Here is a 21,859-nt window from a genome sequence, read left to right on the forward strand (position 1 = left end):
TATTTTGTTCCTAGTATGAACAAGATCCCATAGATAAATATCAATTAACACATCGAGCATCCTTGCAGCTGCCACAGATAGGGGGATGTTTAAAAATCACTCATTATCCATGTTGATCGCGGCTTGCTTTAATGTGTTTCTAAGCCAAATCAAGCCTTCATCGTTGTTACGATATTGATGCCATTGCATGCACTGTTGCATTGGAGGAACAGCAAAGGGCAGAGGTAGAATTTTCAGTGGCCATACTTTAGCCATTTTTTTGGCCAGTCTTGCATGTATGGTGGCAATATTTTCTGATCCAATTACCAAGGCTGGTAGAGACGCAAAACTGAATGTTGTCGCGATCAGACGTCGTTTTATGCCATATTTTTGCGCGAAAATCGTCTCAAAGAAATCTTTTTTAATGCCTGCGGGGCGCATCAAAACATGACCCGCTTCTGCGTACTTTTCTATGCTTAATTCACCTTGTGCAATCTGGCTATGAGCCCAAACGACACAGACAAACTCCTCCTCATAAAGGACTTCACTCGGATGTTCTGTAGACATGAAATCAGACGGGATAATAAGTAAGTCGGCTTTGCCTTGTTCGAGTTGAGCGTGTGGGTTATCGACTTGTGCTAAAAACTGAAAGCGTGCGCTGCTTTTTTCTTTACCGACAATTTCTAAGGCATGAGGGACAAGTACTGTTTGAGTGTAGTCCGAGCAAAAGAAACTAAAAATACGGTCTGTAGCTTGGGCATTGAAGCTGGGTTGAACCAAGATTGTGCTTTCAATGTTATTTAAAGCATTACGAACTTGAACCTTTAAATTTTCTCCCAACGGCGTAATGACCATTTTACGTCCAATCTGGGTTAACAAATCATCCTGAAAATATTCTCGTAAACGTGACAAGGAATTACTAAGAGCCGATGGGCTCATATTGAGCTTTTCCGCTCCTCTAGTAATGCTTTGCTCTATCAACAATGTATCCAGCGCAACTAATAAATTTAAATCCAGTTTCTTAAAACGCATGAGTTACCCCTTTAAATTATTTTTATTATTTTAGACCCTCATATAGCCGCTTTTGTTAGCCTGAGTGATGCTCACAATTTTGTGAACAGGTCTTAAGTGATTATTCGATGATATCGAATGGTTGATTTAGTTTAAAGGGTTTTTCTGAAAGGTTGCACTCATTTACATTGTTTCTGTTCTCAGGATAAAAATAAACTAAATGAGGAAAAATCAATGTCTGCACTTCATTCCATCCAGTATCAAGATGTCGATGCTTTTCAATCTATCGGCATGAATTTCCCAATACGATTCAAAGTGTTTCGGTTTCACATGGCTGCTTCTCTTGACGCTTTATCACCCGAAATTTGTGATTACCTGATTTAGGTAAACAGCCCTTCGTTTATTTTTTGCAGCCGAGTGTTGATGACGACCTCGTGAATTTTTGTCCTTAGATATCTGTTTTTACAAAGATTATTTAAACAATAAACCTTAGCCGGCTGGCTTATAGAACAATTTGGAGAACTTATGTTTCGTTATTTCCCTACCAATTATCCATGGGATCTTTCTATCAATCTTGCGCTAGAAATGGGCGCACGGATTGGTGAAATTGAAGAAATGTGTGCACCACTGCAAGAAGCAGCAAAAGCGAAAGATGCGGCTGGCTCTAAAGCTTTCCGTGAAAGCTGGGAGCGCATGGCGGACAAATTGTGTGAGCTAGCAAAAGAGGATGAGGCACGTGGCCGCCTGATCTCTGCTGGCGACAAATACGGTCGCGCAGCAACCTATTACTCAACAGCAGAACGTCTTCAGGGTCACGGTTCAGAAGGACGTATGGCGTTATATCAACGTTTTTTAGAGGTGTTTAACCTTGGGCTGAAATTGGCTAATGAAAATTGTGAACGCGTTGAGATTCCATATGAAGGCAAGCACCTTTCTGCTTTATATGTACGAGCTGAAGGTGTGCAAGGTAAAGCGCCAGTGCTTGTACAAGTGAATGGCTTGGACTCCACAAAAGAAATGAAATACCGCGTTGGGTTGCCCCGCTGGTTAGCGCAACGTGGTGTGTCGTCTTTGATCGTTGATCAACCAGGTACAGGTGAGGCGATCCGTCTACAAGGTTTTACGGCTCGTTATGACAGCGAACATTGGGCTAGCCGAGTAGTAGATTGGTTAGAAACTCGCGAAGAAATTGATGCAAAACGAATTGGTATGGAAGGTGTGTCACTAGGTGGCTATTACTGTCCTCGTGCAGTGGCATTTGAGCCAAGGTTTGCTTGTGGTGTGGTCTGGGGGGCGAACCATGACTGGCGAGATGTACAAAAACGTCGTTTAGAAAAAGAAGGCAGTTTTCCTGTCCCTCATTATTGGGAGCACGTTCGCTGGGTTTGGGGTGCCAAAGACATGGATGAGTTTATGGAGATCGCTGAGAAGGTTCATTTAGATGGTGTACTGGATCGTATCAAGGTGCCATTCCTTGTCACTCACGGTGAAAAAGACTCACAAATTCCATTGAAATGGGCGCACCGTACGTATGAGCAATTGGTTAACAGCCCGAATCGCGAATTGAAAATTTTTACTGAACGTGAAGGTGGTGTTCAGCATTCGAGTTTTGATAATTCTGCTAATGCGGGGGCGTATATCGCTGATTGGGTTGCAGAAACACTTCATGGTCATACGGCCTAAGCCTTTTAAGGGAGAATAATAATGAAAATAATAGGTTTAGAAACCATTGTTTTTGGCGTTGAAGACATTGCTGCTTGTTCAATATTTTTAACGGATTATGGCTTGTTCCCAGTGGACGTAACGGAAACTGGTGGACGTTTTGAAGCGTTGGATGGCACTGCGGTTGTATTGGCGCATGCGTCAGATGACAGCCTCCCAGCCAGTATCGGTAATGGTTGTATGATGCGTAAAACGGTTATGGGGGTTGCCGATGTCGAGACTATTCAAGCGATTACTGAAGAATTAAGCAAAGACCGCGAGGTCAAAACCTTAGCAGATGGTTCAATCGAATCTACGGATGACTCTGGTTTTGTTATTGGTTTCCAAGTAACAAAACGCAAGACGATCAATCTTGCAGGAGAGATTTCTAACGTTCCAGGGTCGCCTTTCCAGCGCCCAGTTAATCACAGAGCAGTCGATGTTGACGCTGAGCAGATTCGCCCACGTACTTTGTCTCATATTGTGTATTTTGTGCCGGACCCAGTGAAGGCTGAGGCGTTTTATGTGGAGCGTTTGGGCTTTCGTTGTACCGATCGATTTGAAGGCGTGGGTCCATTTCTACAACCAGCAGGAACACTTGATCATCACACTCATTTCCTTATTGGTGCGCCACCATTTATGCAAGGTGTTGAGCATTTCACTTTCCATTTTGGTGGACCAACAGAAGTGATGCAAAACGGTTCTCGCTTTATTGAAAAAGGCTATCAAGCCTTTTGGGGGCCTGGTCGTCATATCTTAGGGTCAAATTGGTTTTGGTATTTTAATAGTCCTTTTGCTTGCCATATTGAAATGGATGCAGACATGGATTTGCATGATAAAAATTGGGAGCCTCGCGTTTCTCCAATGGGAGCGGATGCATCACAGGCTTTCTTACTGCGATACAGAAATAAATGGTCTCCGGGCAAAGATACGACTGAAAACGGTGATTATGAATAGAATCTTTGCTGTCTAAAGTCATGGCAGCCAAGTGTTCTTGAATGCTAAAAAAAGCGCATTTTGGGGTGTTTGCAGAAGATAACTAGCACCCTAAAGTGTTGCCAACAAAGCGGTTTAAGCCGCTCCCACGATATAAAAATAAGCAAAGTGGATGGTAAAAAATATGTTGAAAATTTATTTAGTAAAAAGGATTTGCATCCTAGCGAATCGACGAGAACTAGCCTCTTTCGTTGGAGGTGTAAAATGAGCCAACGTTTTGGTGTTAAAGGTAATATTGCATTAATGGTTTCCCATTGCGCTGGGATGTTGGATCTTGTCGCATTGCCTTTATGGATTGGTATTTTGGTAGCGACGTATCGTTTTGATACTCAGCAAGCTGGCGGTCTAGTGACCTTGTTCTTGTGTGGTGCTGTGTGTGCCAGTGTTTTAATTGCCCCTCGCTTTAAAAAGGTCAATCGTCGGTTAGTGGCAAGCGTTGGCTTTTTGATCTCAGGCTTATGTTTCTTTGCGGCGTCTCAAACTTCAGAATATTTTCAATTGGCGCTATTGCATCTTGTTGCCGGTTTAAGTTCGAGTGCCGCGCTGAGCATGGCTCATGGAACTTTCGCTCGTGGTGAAAACCCTCATCGTTTGTTTGCGATTGCTGGTTTTACCTTAGGCATATTAGGTTTTGTGTTTATGGGTGCCACACCAAACATAACCAAAGCGGCGGGTGGTGAAGCCTTGTTTCTTATTTTTGGCGGCATTATGACCATCGCAGCTGTGGTGTGTGCGTTGGCCTTTCCCTCCGTCGTATTGGATAAGGATGAAGGCGTAAAAGCCAAAGAAGTCATTCCGCCCAGTGTTTGGTTCGGGATCGTAGGCATCAGTTTAATGGCAGTCACTCAAGCCATGGCCTTCAGCTTTATGGAGCGAGTTGGTAACGAGCGCGGTTTTGATACCGATTCTATTACCTTGGTTTTGGTCGCTCTTGCTTTGATTAATATTGTTGCAGCGGCGCTGGCGGGTATTTTTCAAAAACGTTTTTCCACTAAGTTTGTTTTGTTTGCTGGTCCTGTTCTACAAATTGTCTTATCAAATATCATGATGAACAGCAGTGGCTTCATCTTATATGCGGTATCAGCGTCCTGCTTTGTTTCCTTGATGATTTTTACTCATACCTTTGTGTTTGGCTTATTGGCTCGCTTAGATACTTCTGGCCGAGCCATGGCAGCAACGCCTGCGATGTTGATGATTGGTGCAGCGATCGGTCCTGTCCTTGGTGGGACGATAGTGAAATTTTTTGGCTACCACGGCATTGGTATTGCGGCGTTAGTCTTCGGCTTGATTTCCCTATTTTGTTTTATCAATGTTTTCCGAACTCGTGCTTTGATTGCTAAGGCTGAATCTGTGTCATGAGTAGGCTAATCGATTCTATTGATTTAAAGATGGATAACACAATATGGCTGAACTAAATAAAAAGCTGAATGAAAATATGTACCTTTGCCACATTGATGATATCGAAGAGGGGGCGTCGAAAGGGTTTTTAAGCGATGAATCGGGAAGCGATTTGTTCTTTATTGTTAAACAAGAAGGGCAATTGTTTGGTTGGCGTAATGCTTGTCCTCATGTTGATGGTGCGCCAATGGCGTGGCGAAAAGACGCTTACATGAATTCTCAGCACACCTTTATTAGTTGCCATGCGCATGGGGCGTTATTTGAGCCAAATACAGGCTTATGTGTCCAAGGTCCTTGTCTTGGCAAGAGCTTAAAACCGGTTCCTGTTTATGTAAATCAAGCGGGAAAAGTCTCTATTTTATTAACGGATATCCGCTAATTATTAGTAATAAAAAAATAAGAAGGAGTAGTTTTATGGCTGCTGTAAATAAAGTGTTGGTTGTCGGCGGTGGTTTCTCTGGTATGGCGGCCGCTATCAAAATGCGCCGCAATGGTATTGAGGTGGATTTGGTAGAGATTGACCCTGAATGGTGTGAACTAGGTGCCGGTATTACCATTAATGGTGCGTCTATGCGCGCATTAGAGAGCCTTGGTTTGTACGAACAAGTGGTTGAACAAGGCTGTGTGACCGATGGTGTAGCCATTCATTTGGCTCACGGTCCTCTAGTTATGGAATTACCCACGCCAAGCCCTGTGGGTTCAAAGGTTGGCGGCAGTGGCGGTATTTTTCGTCCGACATTGGCGAGAATCATGTCGAATGCAACGATTGATTCTGGAGTGAATGTTCGTTTGGGTTGTACTTATACGGAAATTAAGCAATCTGAAACCTGCGCGAGTGTCACTTTTACCGACGGCACGACGAAGGACTACGATTTGGTAGTGGGGGCTGACGGCGTTCATTCTACATTGCGTAAAGAGTTTTTTCCTGAAGTTCCTGAACCAGAATACATTGGCCAGGGTGTTTGGCGTGCCATTATGCCTCGTCCAGCGGAGATTAATCGTGTCACTATGTGGATGGGCAGTCATCTAAAATTGGGAGTCAATCCTGTCTCTGAAACCCATATGTACATGTTTATTACTGAAGATCGTCCAACCAAAGAGCATATTGATAAAGCCACTTGGCCTAAAGTATTTGCAGGCTTGATGGAAAACTTCCCTAATCCAATTGTAAAAGCCTTGATTCCTCATGCTTTAAAAGAAGAAGCGAATATCGATTATCGTCCGCTTGCTAATTTGTTGGTGAAAACTCCTTGGAATAAAGGTCGTTTAGTGATGATAGGTGATACGGTTGCCGCAACCACACCACATCTTGCATCTGGTGCAGGTATTGGTATTGAGAGCGGTATTGTATTGGCTGACGAGTTAGCCACGAACAACTCTGTTGAAGAAGCGTTAGAACGTTTTCATGAACGTCGCTGGGATCGTTGTCGAATGGTTGTTGAAAATTCAGCTCGCTTATGTGACATCGAAATCAATGGTGGTGACAAAGCAGAACATTCTAAAATTATGGGGCAATCATTGATGGCATTGAGCCAACCTATTTAAGTCATTTTAGTTAATTCCCCCCTTTGAGCAGCGTGAGGGTGATTTCTGAGCGCTGCTTTCTTTCGTTATATCGACTCAACATAAAAACAGATAATCCGTTTAAGGAGTAATCTCATGAAGTTCGCAACCTTACCTAATGGGACATTAGATGGCCATTTAGTGGTGGTATCAAAAGATTTGAGCAAAGCAGTGGATGCTAGCGCGATTGCGCCTAATTTATTATCAGCGGTACAGAATTGGCACAAAAATGAGTCTGAGTTACAGGCTTTATATGAACAGCTTAATGCTGGAAAACGACAAGATGCGTTTGATTTTGACCCAAGCCGTTGTTGTGCGCCATTGCCAAGAAGCCCTCAATGGCTGGATGCGTCGGCTTTTTTAAATCACGGTAAGCTGATGGAAGAAGCGTTTAATACCGATCCGATTGCGGACTTTGATAAGATTCCAGTTATGTATCAAGGTGCGAGCGATGACTTCCAAGGTCCTACAGTCGATATTCCTATGCCCAAAGAAGCCGATGGCATCGACTTTGAAGGAGAATTTGGTGTCGTAATGGCGGAGGTCCCCATGATGGCTTCTGTTGAAGAAACCGCTAAGGCTATTCGTCTTATTGTGCAGATTAACGATTGGAGTCTGCGTGCTCTTGGCCCTCGCGAAATGAATTCTGGCTTCGGCTTTTTGCAGGCGAAACCGTCTTCTAGCTTTGCACCTGTGGCTGTCACACCGGATGAATTGGGGGAGGCATGGAAAAACGGTAGAGTGAATATGTCTTTGCATGTTACGTGGAATGGCCAGCGTTTTGGTGAGCCTCACGGTAGTGAAATGAATTTTTCGTTTCCTGAATTAATGGTGCATGCTGCTCGAAGTCGTAAATTAACCGCTGGTTGTATCTTGGGTTCAGGAACGGTTTCTAACAAGTCTCGAGATGCCGGTTCTGCTTGCATTGCTGAACGTCGAGTCATTGAAAAAATCGATCTTGGTGAAATCCAAACTCAGTTTATGAAGTTTGGTGACAGGGTGCGAATGGAAGCGATGTTTGATGATGGTAGTGTAGGGCCGTTTGGTGTGATCGAGCAAAAAGTCGTGGCTAATTTAGTGAAATCGCAATAACAAAAGTCAACGTAATGAAAAGTGAAAGAAAAGGCGATTTATCTGCATAAATCGCCTGTTATTTTTTAAGTCGGTCAGTTAATCAAAAATAGCGACGGCACGAATAAAGCCCGCGGAACCATTTTTGATCTTATAGGGGAAGCAAGACACCATAAAACCATCCGCTGGTAGGCTTTCTAAGTTGGAAAGCTTTTCCATTTGTCCGTAACCAATATCACGTCCTGCTTTATGGCCCTCCCATATAATAGAAGCATCACCAGATTCAGCGAATTTTTCTCGAGTGTATTTGAATGGTGCATCCCAACTCCACGCATCAGTTCCGACAACTCGAACACCGCGCTCTAACAAATACATGGTTGCTTCTCGTCCCATGCCGACGCCAGCTTCCAAATAGCCAGGCTCGCCATAAATGCTACCAGCGCGAGTATTTACCAACACAATATCCAAAGGCTCAAGTGTATGGTTAATACGTTTTAGCTCAGCTTCTACTTCTGCTGCCGTAATAATGTGACCATCAGGGAAGTCACGAAAGTCCAGTTTTACACCCGGCTGCAAGCACCAATCTAATGGCAATTCATCTATACCGTAGGCAGGTTTACCGCCGTCAGTAGTAGACGCGTAGTGCCAAGGAGCATCCATGTGTGTTCCGTTGTGCGCGCTCATGACCATTTTTTCGACGGCCCACGCTTCGTTTCCTGGCATGTCTTCTTTGTTTAAACCTGGGAACATACTTGCCATTTCAGGCCAGCCTTCTTGATGATCTGTGTAATCTATTTTAGGCAAAAGTGGCGGTGGATCTGTGTATGGGTTGTTATCTAGGGCGACGGACAAATCGACAATGCGTCTTGTTTTGGATGGTTTCATTTAGTTACCTCTTTTTATTATTGTGCCTTTTATACATGGCAGTCGAATCAATCATAGAGAAAAGAAAGATTCAGTTTAAGTTGATAATAACCACATGACCTGTTGATGATATCAACTTGACTTTTGTTTGTTTAAATCCCAAAGGCACTATTAGAATGGTCGAAAGAAAGAAAAATGGCGCTGATACTAAAGCGCCATTTTTAGTGTAATCCGTTAGTGAAGCATCTTGATTAGTCTATGTTTTACTTAGTAAGTTAAGCCAAAGTTGTAATCAAATAAGGTGTCTTCTTTTGGATATCCAGGTGCGTCTGGTGCATTGTCAAGGACTGCTTTTAAGCTGTTTGGCAGAGCAAAAGGCATTTTGCCTTGTGGCGCAAAGCGTCCAGAAATAACGTCCATGAGCGCTTTGTTGTTGACTCCAAAACCAGCCAAAATAGCACCAGCGTTTTTCAAACCACTTGCCTCATCAAGCACATAAGGGTTACGGAAATAGATGTTAAGAATGGTGTTTTCAGCGCCCACTTCTTTCATCACGGCTTGAATGTCTTCTAGAGAAGGCGAGATTTTCCACGACTCAGATGCCGCCATGCTAGTAAAGGAAAGGTTATTGACTTCCCATGGCACGGCACCGCCAAATATCAACCCTAGTCCAAACATATCATCAACACATAAGCGGTTAACCTGCGGAAACATATTGCATGGGTCTTCTGACCCCCATGTTTTATTCGTTAATGGATTGATATGTTTTGGGTTATTGCCTGTCGCAGCATCTTTTGTGCGATAGCTGCGCAACAGTGGGCTGGCGTTTTTTACTTCGACTCTTATTAGTGCATAGTCACTGCCTTTTGCACTGGGTCTTGGTAAGGCTTTGCCATTCTTGTCAGTTGGTTCACCATTCACAATTTTATAGCCGTAGGGCGCGATATCTTTTGGTGCCATACCCATAACATAAAGGTGAGCGCCTTGTTTAAGCGGTAGCACTTTTGTGTTGTTCGCTTGGGTCTTGTTTTGCAATAAGACAATGGACTTCTGCATAATTTCCATGGCTTTTTTCTGGTGCTTTTCATTGCCAATCGTCTGTTGAGCAATACCCTCAGTTACATAAGGATTCTCGAATAAACCTAGCTTGAACATGGGGGTTAACAGACGTTTTGCAGATTCATTGATACGCGCTTCAGTCAGTAGTTTTTGATCGACCAAGTCGGTAATGGTTTTCGCATCGTGGAAGCCTGAAATAGTATCGGCTCCGGCTTGAATCGCTTGTGCGACACGTTCTGGAACGGTTTTGTCTTCCAGTCCCCATGCTCTGGCATCGACGATTCCGGTGTCGGTATTCACATAGCCTTTAAAGCCCATTTCGTCACGCAACAAGTCGGTAACAATTTGTTTAGAGAATGATGAGCCCAATTGTTCGTATTTTACGCCATTATGGACAACGTCAATGGGCACGCCGTAGTAAGGCATGATCGAAGAAACACCAGCATCAATCGCCGCTTGAAAGGGCTTAAGGTGTTGTTCAAATTGACCAGCCGGGTAAACTTGATTTTTACCAAAGGAATAGTGGGGATCAAGGCCCATTTCTTGTGGACCGCCACCAGGAAAATGCTTAAGCGTAAGGGCAATATTGGTATCAGGATTGACCGGCCCACCTTGTAGACCTTTTACCAATCCGGTCATGATGCTCGCATCTAGGTCGGCATTTTCAGTGAAGGTTTCGTGGAAGCGGTGCCAGCGAGGTTCGGTGCCCAAGTCTGCCATGTAACCATACATGCCGCGCAATCCAATGGAGCGCCATTCGCTTCCGATAACTTCTGAAAAGGTTTTGATTACTTCCATACCTTGTCCTGGGTGAAGGGCTTCTTCACCTAACACGGCGGCGGCTAAACCTGGTTCTTTTGGGAACTGGGTAAAGGCGCCTGCTGCTTCGTTAATGCCGACTTTCGGATCTTTATCGAAATGGTTTCGTGCATTGGACTTCTGCAAGACAGGGATACCCAAACGGCTATTTTCCGCCATTTCTTGGATTTGGTTCATATAATGAGCGGATTCTGCAGGCGTGAGTGATGAGCCTGCGAAAATGCCTCGATCGGGTCCGCATCGAGTGTCATTTGTGACCACGTTACGGAAAATGAAACGACGCATATTTTGGTTTTTGATGTAATGTTGCGCCGTATCCTGTGGCAAGCCTTCACAGCCGCTGTTGAGCGTATCGATCAACATTAAACCTGCTTTTTCTTGTAGCGTCATTTGCTTAACTAGGTTGTCTACACGAAGCGGAGTAGGTAGACGCCAATCTTCATATGGGTCAAGTTGACCGTTTTGATTGAGATCTTTAAATGATAAGCCATCAATAGATAAGATTGGTTTTATTTTGCTTACCAAGTTGGCTTGCTTGGTTGTAACGTCTTCAGTGAAATTGCCTTGAGGGCTGGCGCTGCAGCCCGCCAGCAGTGCAATAGCACTGCTTAGGGTCAACAAACGCTCCACAGATCTTATTGTTTTTTTAGCCATATTATTCTCATTTTAATCATGCAATATAAAGGGTTTTAGAATTCGTAGCTTACTTTGGCTATTAAGGTTGTTCCATCAAAGTTGCTCGTTTTTCCATTACTGTCTAGGTAAGGCGTGTTGTCTCGACCACGACGAATAGAAGAGTTGGGTCCACCCATTAGACTAAGCTCAAGACCTGGCACATCGCTTGGTGTATAGAAAACGGCGCCACCAACTTCGTATTCGTATAAATCTTGTCCTTGGTACTCAAAGCCAAAGCCATAGCGGGCAAGTAAACCAAACTTCACTTCTTGGCTGTATCGATGGAAATAATTCAAAGAAATTACGTTTTCTTGATCATTGTAAAAATCTTTACTGACGCCGTTGGCAATGGTGTTATCGTTGCCTTTTGAATTACCGGAAAGGTTGTTCTCAAATCGACCCAAGCTGTTCTTTCTGTCTGCTGAGACATAAGCGTAGCCAACAGTAAAAACGCCTGAGGGCAAAAAGAAATCCGTCTTTATTTCTGCAATGTAAGCGTTATCATCAAAGAAGCGGTTACGAGCTGATTGCGCTTTATATTTTGATAGTGCTTGAGCATGAAAGACTTTGGCAGAGACTTTTTTGGCCGTCAGTTGTTTGCTGTATCCAAAGAATTGACTTCTTACATAGTCTTGTCCTTCCCCGATATGGTATTGGAAAGACTGGCCATCATTTTTGTACTCAGCCGCTACGGTATAAATGAAATCTATTTCTTTTTGGTCTTTTGTTTTTAGGTCATCCACATCTGGATCATTTGGTGTTGTATAAGCGGTCAGATAACCTGCTTTAAAATTCCAGTTTTCGGAGTCTATATCAGCCGTTACGCCCATGTAAGCACTATCGGTAATGTCTCCATCCCGTGTAACAGCGCCGAAGTTCTTCAAAACACGAAGCCCTTCGTACAAGTTGATATTAGTATTGTTGTCCGTGGTGAACTTTTGCTTTAGAAAAGCTTGGGTGAATTTGTTAAACCCTTCTGCGCTTCTTTTACCGTTGTCATCCACTTTTACCTTAAAATATTGCTTAGCAAGGAATGCGTCACCCGTATCAATCGGCTCAACCGCCAATAAGCTTAAATTAAAGCCATAATGATCGGCCGCATACACGGAATCAAAGTCATAAGTAGCGGACTGAGCCCAGTTCAATAAATCCGATTTGCCTGTTCTATCGTAACGCCCACTTCTTGTGTCGTCATAGGTATTTTGCAATTTGAATGTGTGATCACTGTCTTGTAAAAAGTCGATTACACCAGCGTTTACGTAAGTAATAGGCGATAAAATACATAGTGCGATAGCTGTTTTTTTCATACGTTTCTCTCTTTTTATTTTTATATTTTTGCGTTTTTCAAACAGAGTGCCCACATAAATTCAGCTCAATAAAGCAGCAAATTGATGCTTTATGTTCACTGTGACAGTAGCGGTTTGTGGGGCTGTTTCGTTTAGATTAATGCTGCATTAATCAGCATTCGCTAAGTCGAGATACTGGCTTGGGTTGTTGGTGTGCTTGTATAGAATGGTTGGCGTTTTTGCCATTGGCGGAAAAGTAGATTCATCATATTCACTCCAGATTATTATTTTTATTGTGGTTCAACTAGATTGCTTGGCTGTTCATAAATTTGACGGTTAAGCAAGTCATCACATCTGATGAAAATCATGGTAGAGAAAAAAAATATATTCTTTAAATGAATAATATTTCTATTAAGTATCTATGGTATCGATTTGACCATTATGATAAATACAAGGCAGATTAAAAAAGCAAGGCGTGTTATGTCACACCTTGTTGACGCTTTCTGGCACGAAAAAGAGAATAAAAACAATGCATTTTCGAAAACTTGATCTGAATTTATTGGTGGCGTTAGACGCTCTGATCCGTAATCAGAATGTGAGTCTAGCAGCCGAAGAGTTACACCTAAGTCAATCGGCCATGAGTAGCTCATTGTCTCGATTGCGTCGATATTTTAACGATGATCTGTTAATTCAAACGGGGCGAAGAATGACGTTAAGCCCTTTAGCTGAGCAATTAGAGCAGCCAATTCGTGACATCTTGGTAAAAATAGACGCCTCTATAATGCTCAAGCCGGGTTTTGATCCAACTACTTCCGACCGAGAGTTTCGTATTTGCGTATCAGATTACATGCTTCATACGCTTATTCCTTATGTGATAGAGATGACTCAAGCGCAAGGTTGTACAGTGAAGTTGAACTTTTTGCCCCAGGTGAGTGATCCAAAGAAAGAGCTGGATCGTGGTGAGGCGGATTTGCTGATCATGCCAGATATTTTTTGTTCCGATTTTCACCTTAGTGAGCCTTTAATCACCGATGAATTTGCTTGTGTGGTGTGGGATCAAAGTGATCTGGCTAAAGATCAGATGACGATGGAAACCTTTATGTCGGCGGGTCATATTTGTATGCAACCACCCAATTCCAATCCATCTTTTGAAACTCATGCTTATGAATCGCAAGGTATTTCACGTCGTGTTGATGTGCGGACATTTAGTTTTTCGTGCATTCCAAATTTAATTGTTGGTACTAATTTAATCGCCACTTTACAGAGGCGGCTTATCGATAAATCCATTACACAAGGGATGCCCTTAAAGTCCTTCGCTACTCCTGTAGCCTTGCCCACGCTGTGTGAAAGTATGCAATGGCATAAATATCAAAATGCGGATTTGGGGATTATTTGGTTAAGACAATTAATGTTGGAAGCGGTTGCTAAGCATATGTGTTGATCAATACATCAAGCATCGCAGCGGCAGCAATAGATAGGTGTGACCTTGGTTGGCATATAACGCCCACCCTACGGCAAATTTCCGGTTCAATGACAGCACGACAAACAGCGCCTTGTTCTAAGGCTTGTTGCTGACACAAGGCGGGGACAACGGCAACGCCCATGCCTTCGCTGACCATGCGTCCTACCGTCGCAAGTTGGTGAGCATCAAATGCGACATTGAGTTCGATGTTTGCTTCATTGAGTGCGCTTTCAATCATAGTTCGAACGCTGGAAGGGCGTTGTAAGGTAATGAAGTCGTATTGCAGAAGTGCCGTCCAAGTCACTTCGTCTTGCTCTATGAGGGGATGGTTTTTTGGTAAAATAGCGATGAACCTGTCTTCGTAAAGTGGGTAAAAAGACAAATCCACCAGATTGCTTGGCTCAAATGAGATCCCAAGTTCCACTTGGTTGTTACGAACCATTTCTACCACTATGTCAGATAACACATCATCGATGGCCACCTGAATGTTCGGATAAGACGAGTGATAATTACGGATCGCTTTAGGCAACAACGATGCCGCGAAAGAGGGCATGGCAGCGATAGTGATTTTGCCCATTTGCAGCGCAAACCGCTGTTTCATTTCATCTTCGGCATTTTCCCATTGCGCCAGTAATCGTCTAGCGATAGGAGCAAGCGCTTCCCCCTCTGGCGTTAAGGCGATATGACGTGTTGTACGAGTAAATAACTTGCCACCTAAATTGTCCTCTAGGCTTTTAATAGACAGGCTCAGGGCCGGTTGTGATAAGTGCAATTGCGTCGCTGCGCTGGCAAAACTCATGGACTCGGCGACAGCGAGGAAGGCTCGAACTTGTTTGATGTTCATTTAGGAATGCTTCTATAGGATTATTATTTTGAAAAACTTATCAATAAATAGAAAAAACAAATTTAATTAATTTATCTGCTTGGGTCAAACTGTTGGAAAGTAAAAATAATAAGATAGGAGAACTAATATGGCCGGTTTTGACAAAGTTGTCGCTTCATTTGAAGAGGCCATGGTCGGACTTGAAGATGGTATGACGATACTGGCAGGAGGCTTTGGTCTTTGCGGTATCCCTGAAAACCTAATCGCTGAGATAAAACGTAAAGGCACAAAAGGTTTAACCGTTGTCTCCAATAACTGTGGCGTAGACGGTTTTGGTTTGGGCATTCTGCTTGAAGATAAGCAAATCACCAAAATGGTGTCGTCCTATGTGGGTGAAAACGCCTTATTTGAAAAGCAACTATTGAATGGCGAACTGGAAGTTGAGCTGACGCCCCAAGGCACCTTGGCTGAGAAAATGCGTGCAGGTGGTGCGGGGATTCCAGCTTTTTATACTGCGACAGGCGTCGGTACTCCAGTTGCCGAGGGCAAAGAAACCAAAGAATTTAATGGTCGAGAATACTTGCTAGAAGAAGCTATTGTTGGCGACTTCGCGATTGTAAAAGGCTGGAAAGCAGACCGTTACGGCAATGTTATTTATCGCCACACCGCACAAAACTTTAATCCTCTCGCCGCGACCGCCGGCAAAATCACTGTTGTAGAAGTGGAAGAAATCGTGGAAGTCGGTGAACTTGATCCCGCACAGATTCATACCCCAGGTATTTATGTTAATCGAGTTGTTCTTGGTACGTTCGAAAAACGCATAGAAAAAAGAACCGTTAAAACAGCAGAATAATAGAATAAAAAGAGGTTTCTTATGTCACTTACTAGAGAGCAAATGGCGCAACGAGTCGCCCAAGAATTACAAGACGGTTTTTACGTTAACCTTGGTATTGGTATTCCTACTTTAGTGGCCAATTACGTCCCTGAGAATATGGAAGTCATGTTGCAATCTGAAAATGGTTTGCTGGGCATGGGTGAGTTTCCAACGGAAGAAACCATCGATGCAGACATGATCAACGCTGGCAAGCAAACTGTCACAACCGTGAAAGGTGCGTCTATCTTTTCTTCTGCCGAGTCTTTTGCCATGATCCGTGGCGGCCATGTGGATTTGACTGTGCTGGGTGCGTTTGAGGTGGATGTGAATGGCAACATTGCCTCTTGGATGATTCCCAACAAACTGATCAAAGGTATGGGCGGCGCCATGGATTTGGTCGCAGGCGCAGAGAATATCATTGTCACCATGACTCATGCTTCTAAAGATGGTGAATCCAAACTCTTGTCTAATTGTTCCTTGCCGCTCACTGGCAAAGGCTGTATTAAAAAAGTCCTCACCGATTTAGCTTGGCTGGAAATTGCTGACGGTGCTTTTGTGTTGAAAGAAAGAGCGCCTGGTGTTTCAGTAGAAGAGATTGTTGAAAAAACACAGGGTAAATTGATCGTTCCCGATCATGTGCCAGAAATGCAATTTGCCTAATCCGTTACTCCATAGCGTATTTAACCAATCGTGAAAGGACTTGTTTATGAAAGCCGTTATTGTAGCAGCAGCACGAACTCCCATTGGCGCTTTTAATGGCGCTTTATCCTCCCTTAGTGCCGTTCAAATTGGGACGCAACTATTGTCTGGTATGTTGGCTAAGCAACCTATTTTGAAAGATCACATCGAAGATGTGATTTTAGGTCAGGTATTGACCGCTGGCTGTGGCCAAAACCCAGCTCGCCAAACGGCGGTGCATGCAGGCTTACCGCATCATGTTTCCGCGATGACGATCAATAAAGTCTGTGGCTCAGGTTTAAAAGCGGTGCAACTTGCAGCGCAAGCCGTGTTGAACGGTGATGCCAGTATGGTGCTTGCAGGTGGTCAAGAAAGCATGAGTCAAGCGGCACATGTGTTACCAAACAGTCGCACAGGTAAGAAAATGGGTAACTGGGAATTGTTGGATTCCATGGTGACTGACGGTCTATGGGATGCATTTAATGATTACCATATGGGCCAAACCGCTGAAAATATTGCCAATCGTTGGAATATTAGCCGCCAAGAACAAGACGCTTTTGCCGCCAGCTCTCAGCAAAAAGCGGCACAAGCACAAGCGGCTGGTCGATTTGTTGAGGAGATTCAGCCGATTTCCATTCCTCAGCGCAAGGGTGATCCTATTATTGTGGATGCCGATGAACAAATTCGTCCTGATACATCGACAGAGTCTCTTGCTAAATTGCGTCCTGCTTTTGCAAAAGAAGGGACGGTGACCGCAGGCAATGCGTCTACGCTAAATGATGGCGCAGCCATGGTGGTCGTGACGTCTGATGAAGAAGCCAAGCGTTTAGGTTTGCCCATTCTCGCGGTTATTGAGGCGGCAAGCGGAGCCGGTGTCGATCCTGAAATCATGGGAACGGGACCGATAGCAGCGACTCAAAAAGTGCTTAACAAAGCGAAGTGGCAAGTCGCTGATCTGGATCTTGTTGAGGCCAACGAAGCTTTTGCAGTGCAGGCTTTGTGTGTCAATAAAGAACTTGGATTAGAAGCTGATAAGGTGAATGTAAATGGCGGTGCTGTGGCGCTGGGCCATCCTATTGGTGCTTCTGGTTGTCGAATTTTGGTTACCTTGCTTCATGAAATGCAGCGTCAAGATCTTAACAAAGGCTTAGCGACCTTGTGTATTGGCGGCGGTATGGGCGTTGCTATGTTGGTTTCTCGTTAATCATTCGATTTAACAACTGTAAAAGATAATAAAAGCAAAACTTTGGCAGAAAGTGGTGTGACCACTTTCTGCTTTCGCTTTTGTTTGTCATCTCATAAAAACTATAAAAATAGGATAGAACTGATGAATACCCTTGAACAAAAACAAACAGGCTTACAAAAAGTAAGTCAATTCTTCGTTACTTTGCTACAGCGTTACCTTCCTGATCCTTTTATTTTCGCCATCGTTTTAACATTCGTTGTGTTTTTATTGGTAATGCCCAGTACTGGGCAAGGGCCAATGCAAGTAGTAAACGCTTGGGCAGGTGGGTTTTGGAATTTGCTTAGTTTCTCTATGCAGATGGCAATGGTGGTTGTTACGGGTCATGCCATGGCAAGTGCGCCAGCGTTCAAACGAAAATTAGCAATGTTGGCTGATATCGCCAAAACACCGGGGCAAGCTATTATTCTAGTTACTGTTATCAGTGCGATGGCATGTTGGGTTAACTGGGGCTTTGGTTTGGTAGTGGGTGCTATCTTTGCCAAAGAAATTGCCGCTCGTGTTAAAGGTGTAGACTACCGCTTATTGATTGCTTCTGCTTACAGCGGTTTTTTATTTTGGCATGCTGGTTTATCTGGATCGATTCCCTTGTCTATCGCCGGCGGTGCGAATATAGAAAAGGTGACTAATGGTGCGGTGACAGGACCAATTTCTACCTCTGAAACGCTTTTCTCAACCATGAACCTAACCATTTTGGCGGTGATGTTTATTACGATTCCATTGTTGAACCGTTTGATGCATCCAGCACCACAAGACACAATTACCATTGACGCTGAATTATTAAAAGAGCAAGTCGTCGATACGCCAAGTAAAGCTGATATGAGCCCAGCAGAACGTCTTGAAAATAGCCGTGCTTTGTCCATGCTGTTAGGTGTGATGGGCTTTGCTTACGTGATTTACTATTTTGTGAATAACGGTTTCGCACTGAACCTAAATATAGTGAATTTTACCTTCTTGTTTTCCGCTGTTTTGCTTCATGGCACACCAAAAAGCCTGTTGAACTCGGTTTCTCAAGGGGCACGTAACTGCTCTGGCATTTTGCTGCAGTTCCCATTCTATGCTGGGATCATGGGTATGATGACAGCAACGGGAGATTCCGGTGTGTCGTTAGCTGGTGTAATTTCTCAGGCATTTGTGTCTATTTCAAATGAAACGACTTTTCCGCTTTTCACTTTTTTGAGCGCTGGCATCGTTAACTTCTTTGTTCCTTCTGGTGGCGGTCAATGGGCGGTACAAGCTCCTATAATGATGCCCGCGGGTACTGCGTTAGGCGTTGATGCTGCGAAAACGGCTATGGCGATTGCTTGGGGTGATGCGTGGACAAATATGATTCAACCATTCTGGGCATTGCCAGCACTGGCTATTGCAGGTCTTGGTGCAAAAGATGTGATGGGCTATTGTTTAATGGCTTTGATCGGCTCAGGTGTGATTATTTCGTTAGGTTTTTTGATTTTCTAATATAAAATACCCAATAGGGCGTTCATTGCTTGAAAAATTTTAGCTATGTTCGCCTTATCTTTCCCATTTAATGCACAAATTGAACTATTCTTGAAAATTATATGTAATCCTTCCTTTCATTTCCATAATGTTATAACTCTTAGTCGTCCTCTCCCGCATAATTTCTCTTTATAATATCTGTAAACTTAATAATTTTAAGATGCAAGGTGCTTACGCAGCGGGGAGCTTTCATGCTACGGGTGTTAAACAAAGACGATCAAAAAAGATTGATTACAGATAAAGATGCAGTAGCGAAAAGCCTCGTAAAGTACTCTTTAAATAGTTTATTTCTGTTGTTTGGAATGTCTGCGTATGCCAGCCAGAGTTGGATGTCTGTTACTTTAGATAATGATGTTTTTGTGAACGAAGACAGCGGTTATACCAATGGTCTGTATGTGACACATTACGATGTGAATGAGTCTGGTCGTAGCCCTCATTGGCCAGATTTTTGGGTAAAACCTCTAATGTGGAGTATGCCTGATGGGGAAGTACAATCTTCTGCCAATGTCTACAGTTTTGGACAAACATTAAATACCGCAGAAGATTTGACTTTGCATAACCCGCCAGAAGGCTCTTTCCCGTATTCTGCTTTGCTCAGTATGAACAATACCTATATTACAACTCGAGAAGATTACGCTGATCGTGTCAGTACCACTATTGGTATTGTGGGGCCTCTGGCAATGGGCAAAGAGACGCAAAAAGGCTTTCATAAAATCATTGGAGCGCAAGACCCTAAAGGCTGGGACACTCAGCTGCATAACGAATTGGTGTTCGAGTTATCTCGTAGCCGTGTTTGGCGATCTTGGGTTTCCGACAACGATACTATGGATGTGTTGACGGGCGGGAATCTTAGTGTAGGTACGTTAAGAAGTGAGGCTAATACCGGTATTATGTACCGATATGGTCGTAACTTAAAAAAGTCTTATCCCACCATTCTCTTGACGGATAACCGTATGTCTAATCCGACCGCAGTGGACAGCGGTTGGTTTGTTTATGCGGGTTTACAAGCTGGGTATACTTTTAATCAGATTTTCACCGATGGTAATACTTTCCGTGATAGTCGCTCAATTGATTATGACCACACTAACACATTATTCAGTACGGGATTTAGTTACGCTTGGGAAGGCATTGCCGTTGCGTTTGCTATTAATACACCCTTTACAATAAATGGTGACGAGCATGATAGAGAGATGGATCGATTTAGCCGTTATGGGACATTGACCTTTGCTTGGCAGCTATGAGAATGGGTGATGAAAGATAAAAGCCTTCTCTGTGAGTTTAGAGAAGGCTTTATAGGTTTAAACTAATTCAGCTAAATAGCCTTCCCACTCAGCCGTTCTGCCATAGTACTTGCTGTGTTCTAACCAAGTTAACTGGTCTTTTCTTTCAATAATCATGGTTGGATAGCCACTGATTCTTAATTTACCCATCAAACGATGACTTTCCTCTACTTTACTCAGCATCTTGGCTTCAGACTGTGCCATTTTTTCGTTCCAAGTGGCTTTGTCTAAACCCATAGACGCAGCAAGTTCTGCTAAGGTATCTAACTCATCCAGATGCTTACCATCTTGATAGTGCGCTTTTTGAATGGCAGCCAACATGACATGTGCTTTGATGCCCATTTCTTGACCAACAAAAAAGGCACGCGTTGTTGAGTAGGAATCCACAATAAAATCGCCAGTTCCCGCCACTCTTGCTTTATAAGCATCGCCAAAGTGTGCTTTTGTCATGAGTGCAATTTGTTTATCCGCCTGCAAAATGTGCTGTCTAAACGAAGGGTCAATTGCTTGTTTTGGGATCATACCTCCAGGGTGATAAATGACCTCAAATTCAGGCATATCAGCCAACACACCGAGCAGAGACGATGCTCCATAACACCAACCACACATAGGGTCGAAGAAATAATGTACCTTTACCATGACATTTCACCTTTATGAACTTTCGCTGCGATATCCAAACTTAAAGCGCCTTTAGCATCTGGGAATTTGGCTGACATGGCGTTAATGAGTTCAGTACTGTTTTTACTCTCTTTCTTCGCTTTCTGAAAGATTTTGATGTAATTCAGAGAGTGCGAAATGCTATTTGAATCCAGTTTTGTTCCAGGTGCCATGTGACCGGGAATAACGACCGCAGGTTTGAGCGCCAGCATTTCTTGTAATTGTGCCGTCCAAGCAGCTTGAGCTGCATCAGATTGTGCATCTGCCATCCATAGGTGCATGTTTGCGTACACAGCGACATTCCCCAGAATAGCTTTGTTTTCTGGGATCCAAAGATAAGGACGATGTGCAAACGCGCCTTCCGTGCCACGAATATCGATAGCATGGCCGTCTACCATCAAAGTCGATTTATCGTAAGCCTTTGGAATAATAGGATTTACTGGAGCGTTGTCGCCCATTTTAGGGGCCCAAAAAGCCAATTTTCCTGCCAGTTTTTCTTCAATTACTTTTTTAACCGCAGGCGTAGTGACGATATTCGCTTGAGGGAAAATAGCGTGTAGCGTCTCGGCACCGAAGTAATAATCAGGATCGGCTTGGCTAATGAAAATAGTTTTTAATTCTTTTTGAGAATCCAGCACTTTTGCTGCAATACGCAATGCATCGGCTTTGGTAAAACCAGTGTCGATAAGCAGCGCTTCCGTTTCACCATATACCAAAGTGGATGTCACATTAAAGCTGTTGGCGTCTGCATTATATACATCTAGTGTTAATGGCTTGGTGTCTGCTGCAAAAGCAGCATGAGCGATAATCGCGGAAGCCGCGAATGTAATCAGTTTTTTCATCTTTATCTCCAAAGAGTGATTATGTAATTCATGTGCTCATAATAGGGAATTGATGTGCTCGGAAAAATACACAATAATGAG

20 protein-coding genes are annotated in these 21,859 nt (G+C 43.5%); 13 read left to right on the forward strand and 7 right to left on the reverse strand.

Annotation, left to right across the window (positions count from 1 at the left end; genetic code table 11):
• Positions 1-96: 96 nt before the first annotated feature.
• Positions 97-1,011 carry a LysR family transcriptional regulator gene (locus DFP75_RS00870; RefSeq protein ID WP_110571614.1) on the reverse strand — a complete coding sequence of 305 codons (915 nt, stop codon included), beginning with the start codon at positions 1,009-1,011 and terminating at the stop codon, positions 97-99.
• 213 nt (positions 1,012-1,224) lie between these two features.
• Between DFP75_RS00870 and DFP75_RS18355 the strand changes: the two genes are divergently transcribed.
• The 7 genes from DFP75_RS18355 (at position 1,225) to DFP75_RS00900 (ending at position 7,740) form a co-directional block, all read left to right on the forward strand.
• Entirely contained in the window at positions 1,225-1,374 is a 150-nt protein-coding gene (locus tag DFP75_RS18355; RefSeq protein ID WP_181416987.1) for a hypothetical protein, read from the forward strand.
• Positions 1,375-1,515: 141 nt separating this feature from the next.
• Positions 1,516-2,673 carry an alpha/beta hydrolase family protein gene (locus DFP75_RS00875; RefSeq protein WP_110571615.1) on the forward strand — a complete coding sequence of 386 codons (1,158 nt, stop codon included), beginning with the start codon at positions 1,516-1,518 and terminating at the stop codon, positions 2,671-2,673.
• Between the two features lie 21 nt (positions 2,674-2,694).
• Positions 2,695-3,648, forward strand: a complete 954-nt coding sequence (locus DFP75_RS00880) for a VOC family protein (protein WP_110571616.1) — start codon at positions 2,695-2,697, stop codon at positions 3,646-3,648.
• 243 nt (positions 3,649-3,891) lie between these two features.
• On the forward strand, positions 3,892-5,046 hold the full coding sequence (locus DFP75_RS00885; RefSeq protein WP_110571617.1) for an MFS transporter: 1,155 nt from the start codon (positions 3,892-3,894) through the stop codon (positions 5,044-5,046).
• A gap of 43 nt (positions 5,047-5,089) precedes the next feature.
• Positions 5,090-5,464, forward strand: coding sequence for a Rieske (2Fe-2S) protein (locus DFP75_RS00890; protein WP_110571618.1), 375 nt, complete (start codon positions 5,090-5,092; stop codon positions 5,462-5,464).
• A 35-nt stretch (positions 5,465-5,499) separates the two neighbouring features.
• The gene (locus tag DFP75_RS00895; protein ID WP_110571619.1) at positions 5,500-6,630 is read left to right on the forward strand and encodes an FAD-dependent oxidoreductase; all 1,131 of its coding nucleotides are present in this window, start codon (positions 5,500-5,502) and stop codon (positions 6,628-6,630) included.
• Positions 6,631-6,744: 114 nt separating this feature from the next.
• Positions 6,745-7,740 (forward strand): fumarylacetoacetate hydrolase family protein, encoded by a 996-nt coding sequence (locus DFP75_RS00900; protein WP_110571620.1) that lies wholly within the window; start codon positions 6,745-6,747, stop codon positions 7,738-7,740.
• Between the two features lie 78 nt (positions 7,741-7,818).
• On the opposite strand, the gene DFP75_RS00905 is transcribed toward DFP75_RS00900, so the two are convergent.
• From DFP75_RS00905 to DFP75_RS00915, 3 genes are all read right to left on the reverse strand, one after another.
• Positions 7,819-8,604, reverse strand: a complete 786-nt coding sequence (locus DFP75_RS00905; protein WP_110571621.1) for a cyclase family protein — start codon at positions 8,602-8,604, stop codon at positions 7,819-7,821.
• A 246-nt stretch (positions 8,605-8,850) separates the two neighbouring features.
• Positions 8,851-11,115: a glycoside hydrolase family 3 protein gene (locus DFP75_RS00910; RefSeq protein ID WP_110571622.1), complete on the reverse strand. Its 2,265-nt coding sequence runs from the start codon at positions 11,113-11,115 to the stop codon at positions 8,851-8,853.
• Positions 11,116-11,150: 35 nt separating this feature from the next.
• On the reverse strand, positions 11,151-12,443 hold the full coding sequence (locus DFP75_RS00915) for a hypothetical protein (RefSeq protein ID WP_110571623.1): 1,293 nt from the start codon (positions 12,441-12,443) through the stop codon (positions 11,151-11,153).
• 508 nt (positions 12,444-12,951) lie between these two features.
• Between DFP75_RS00915 and DFP75_RS00920 the strand changes: the two genes are divergently transcribed.
• A complete protein-coding gene (locus tag DFP75_RS00920; protein WP_110571624.1) occupies positions 12,952-13,863 on the forward strand; it encodes a LysR family transcriptional regulator in 912 nt (303 codons plus the stop codon).
• On the opposite strand, the gene DFP75_RS00925 is transcribed toward DFP75_RS00920, so the two are convergent.
• Entirely contained in the window at positions 13,847-14,728 is an 882-nt protein-coding gene (locus tag DFP75_RS00925) for a LysR family transcriptional regulator (protein WP_110571625.1), read from the reverse strand. The two genes, DFP75_RS00920 and DFP75_RS00925, sit on opposite strands and share 17 nt — an antisense overlap.
• A 127-nt stretch (positions 14,729-14,855) precedes the next feature.
• Here DFP75_RS00925 and DFP75_RS00930 point away from each other — a divergent pair, with 127 nt between their 5' ends.
• The 5 genes from DFP75_RS00930 (at position 14,856) to DFP75_RS00950 (ending at position 20,240) form a co-directional block, all read left to right on the forward strand.
• Positions 14,856-15,560 (forward strand): CoA transferase subunit A, encoded by a 705-nt coding sequence (locus DFP75_RS00930; RefSeq protein ID WP_110571626.1) that lies wholly within the window; start codon positions 14,856-14,858, stop codon positions 15,558-15,560.
• Between the two features lie 21 nt (positions 15,561-15,581).
• Positions 15,582-16,241, forward strand: coding sequence for a CoA transferase subunit B (locus tag DFP75_RS00935; RefSeq protein WP_110571627.1), 660 nt, complete (start codon positions 15,582-15,584; stop codon positions 16,239-16,241).
• Positions 16,242-16,287: 46 nt separating this feature from the next.
• Positions 16,288-17,463, forward strand: a complete 1,176-nt coding sequence (locus DFP75_RS00940) for an acetyl-CoA C-acetyltransferase (RefSeq protein ID WP_110571628.1) — start codon at positions 16,288-16,290, stop codon at positions 17,461-17,463.
• 123 nt (positions 17,464-17,586) lie between these two features.
• A complete protein-coding gene (locus DFP75_RS00945; protein ID WP_110571629.1) occupies positions 17,587-18,960 on the forward strand; it encodes a short-chain fatty acid transporter in 1,374 nt (457 codons plus the stop codon).
• 230 nt (positions 18,961-19,190) lie between these two features.
• Positions 19,191-20,240, forward strand: coding sequence for a lipid A deacylase LpxR family protein (locus tag DFP75_RS00950; protein ID WP_110571630.1), 1,050 nt, complete (start codon positions 19,191-19,193; stop codon positions 20,238-20,240).
• Between the two features lie 57 nt (positions 20,241-20,297).
• On the opposite strand, the gene DFP75_RS00955 is transcribed toward DFP75_RS00950, so the two are convergent.
• Both DFP75_RS00955 and DFP75_RS00960 read right to left on the reverse strand, forming a co-directional pair.
• Positions 20,298-20,918, reverse strand: a complete 621-nt coding sequence (locus DFP75_RS00955; RefSeq protein WP_110571631.1) for a DsbA family protein — start codon at positions 20,916-20,918, stop codon at positions 20,298-20,300.
• Positions 20,912-21,778: an MBL fold metallo-hydrolase gene (locus tag DFP75_RS00960; protein ID WP_110571632.1), complete on the reverse strand. Its 867-nt coding sequence runs from the start codon at positions 21,776-21,778 to the stop codon at positions 20,912-20,914. The genes DFP75_RS00955 and DFP75_RS00960 overlap by 7 nt, the downstream gene beginning before the upstream one ends.
• Between the last annotated feature and the right edge of the window lie 81 nt (positions 21,779-21,859).

Source organism: Marinomonas alcarazii, from assembly GCF_003208215.1.
Lineage (GTDB): Bacteria > Pseudomonadota > Gammaproteobacteria > Pseudomonadales > Marinomonadaceae > Marinomonas > Marinomonas alcarazii.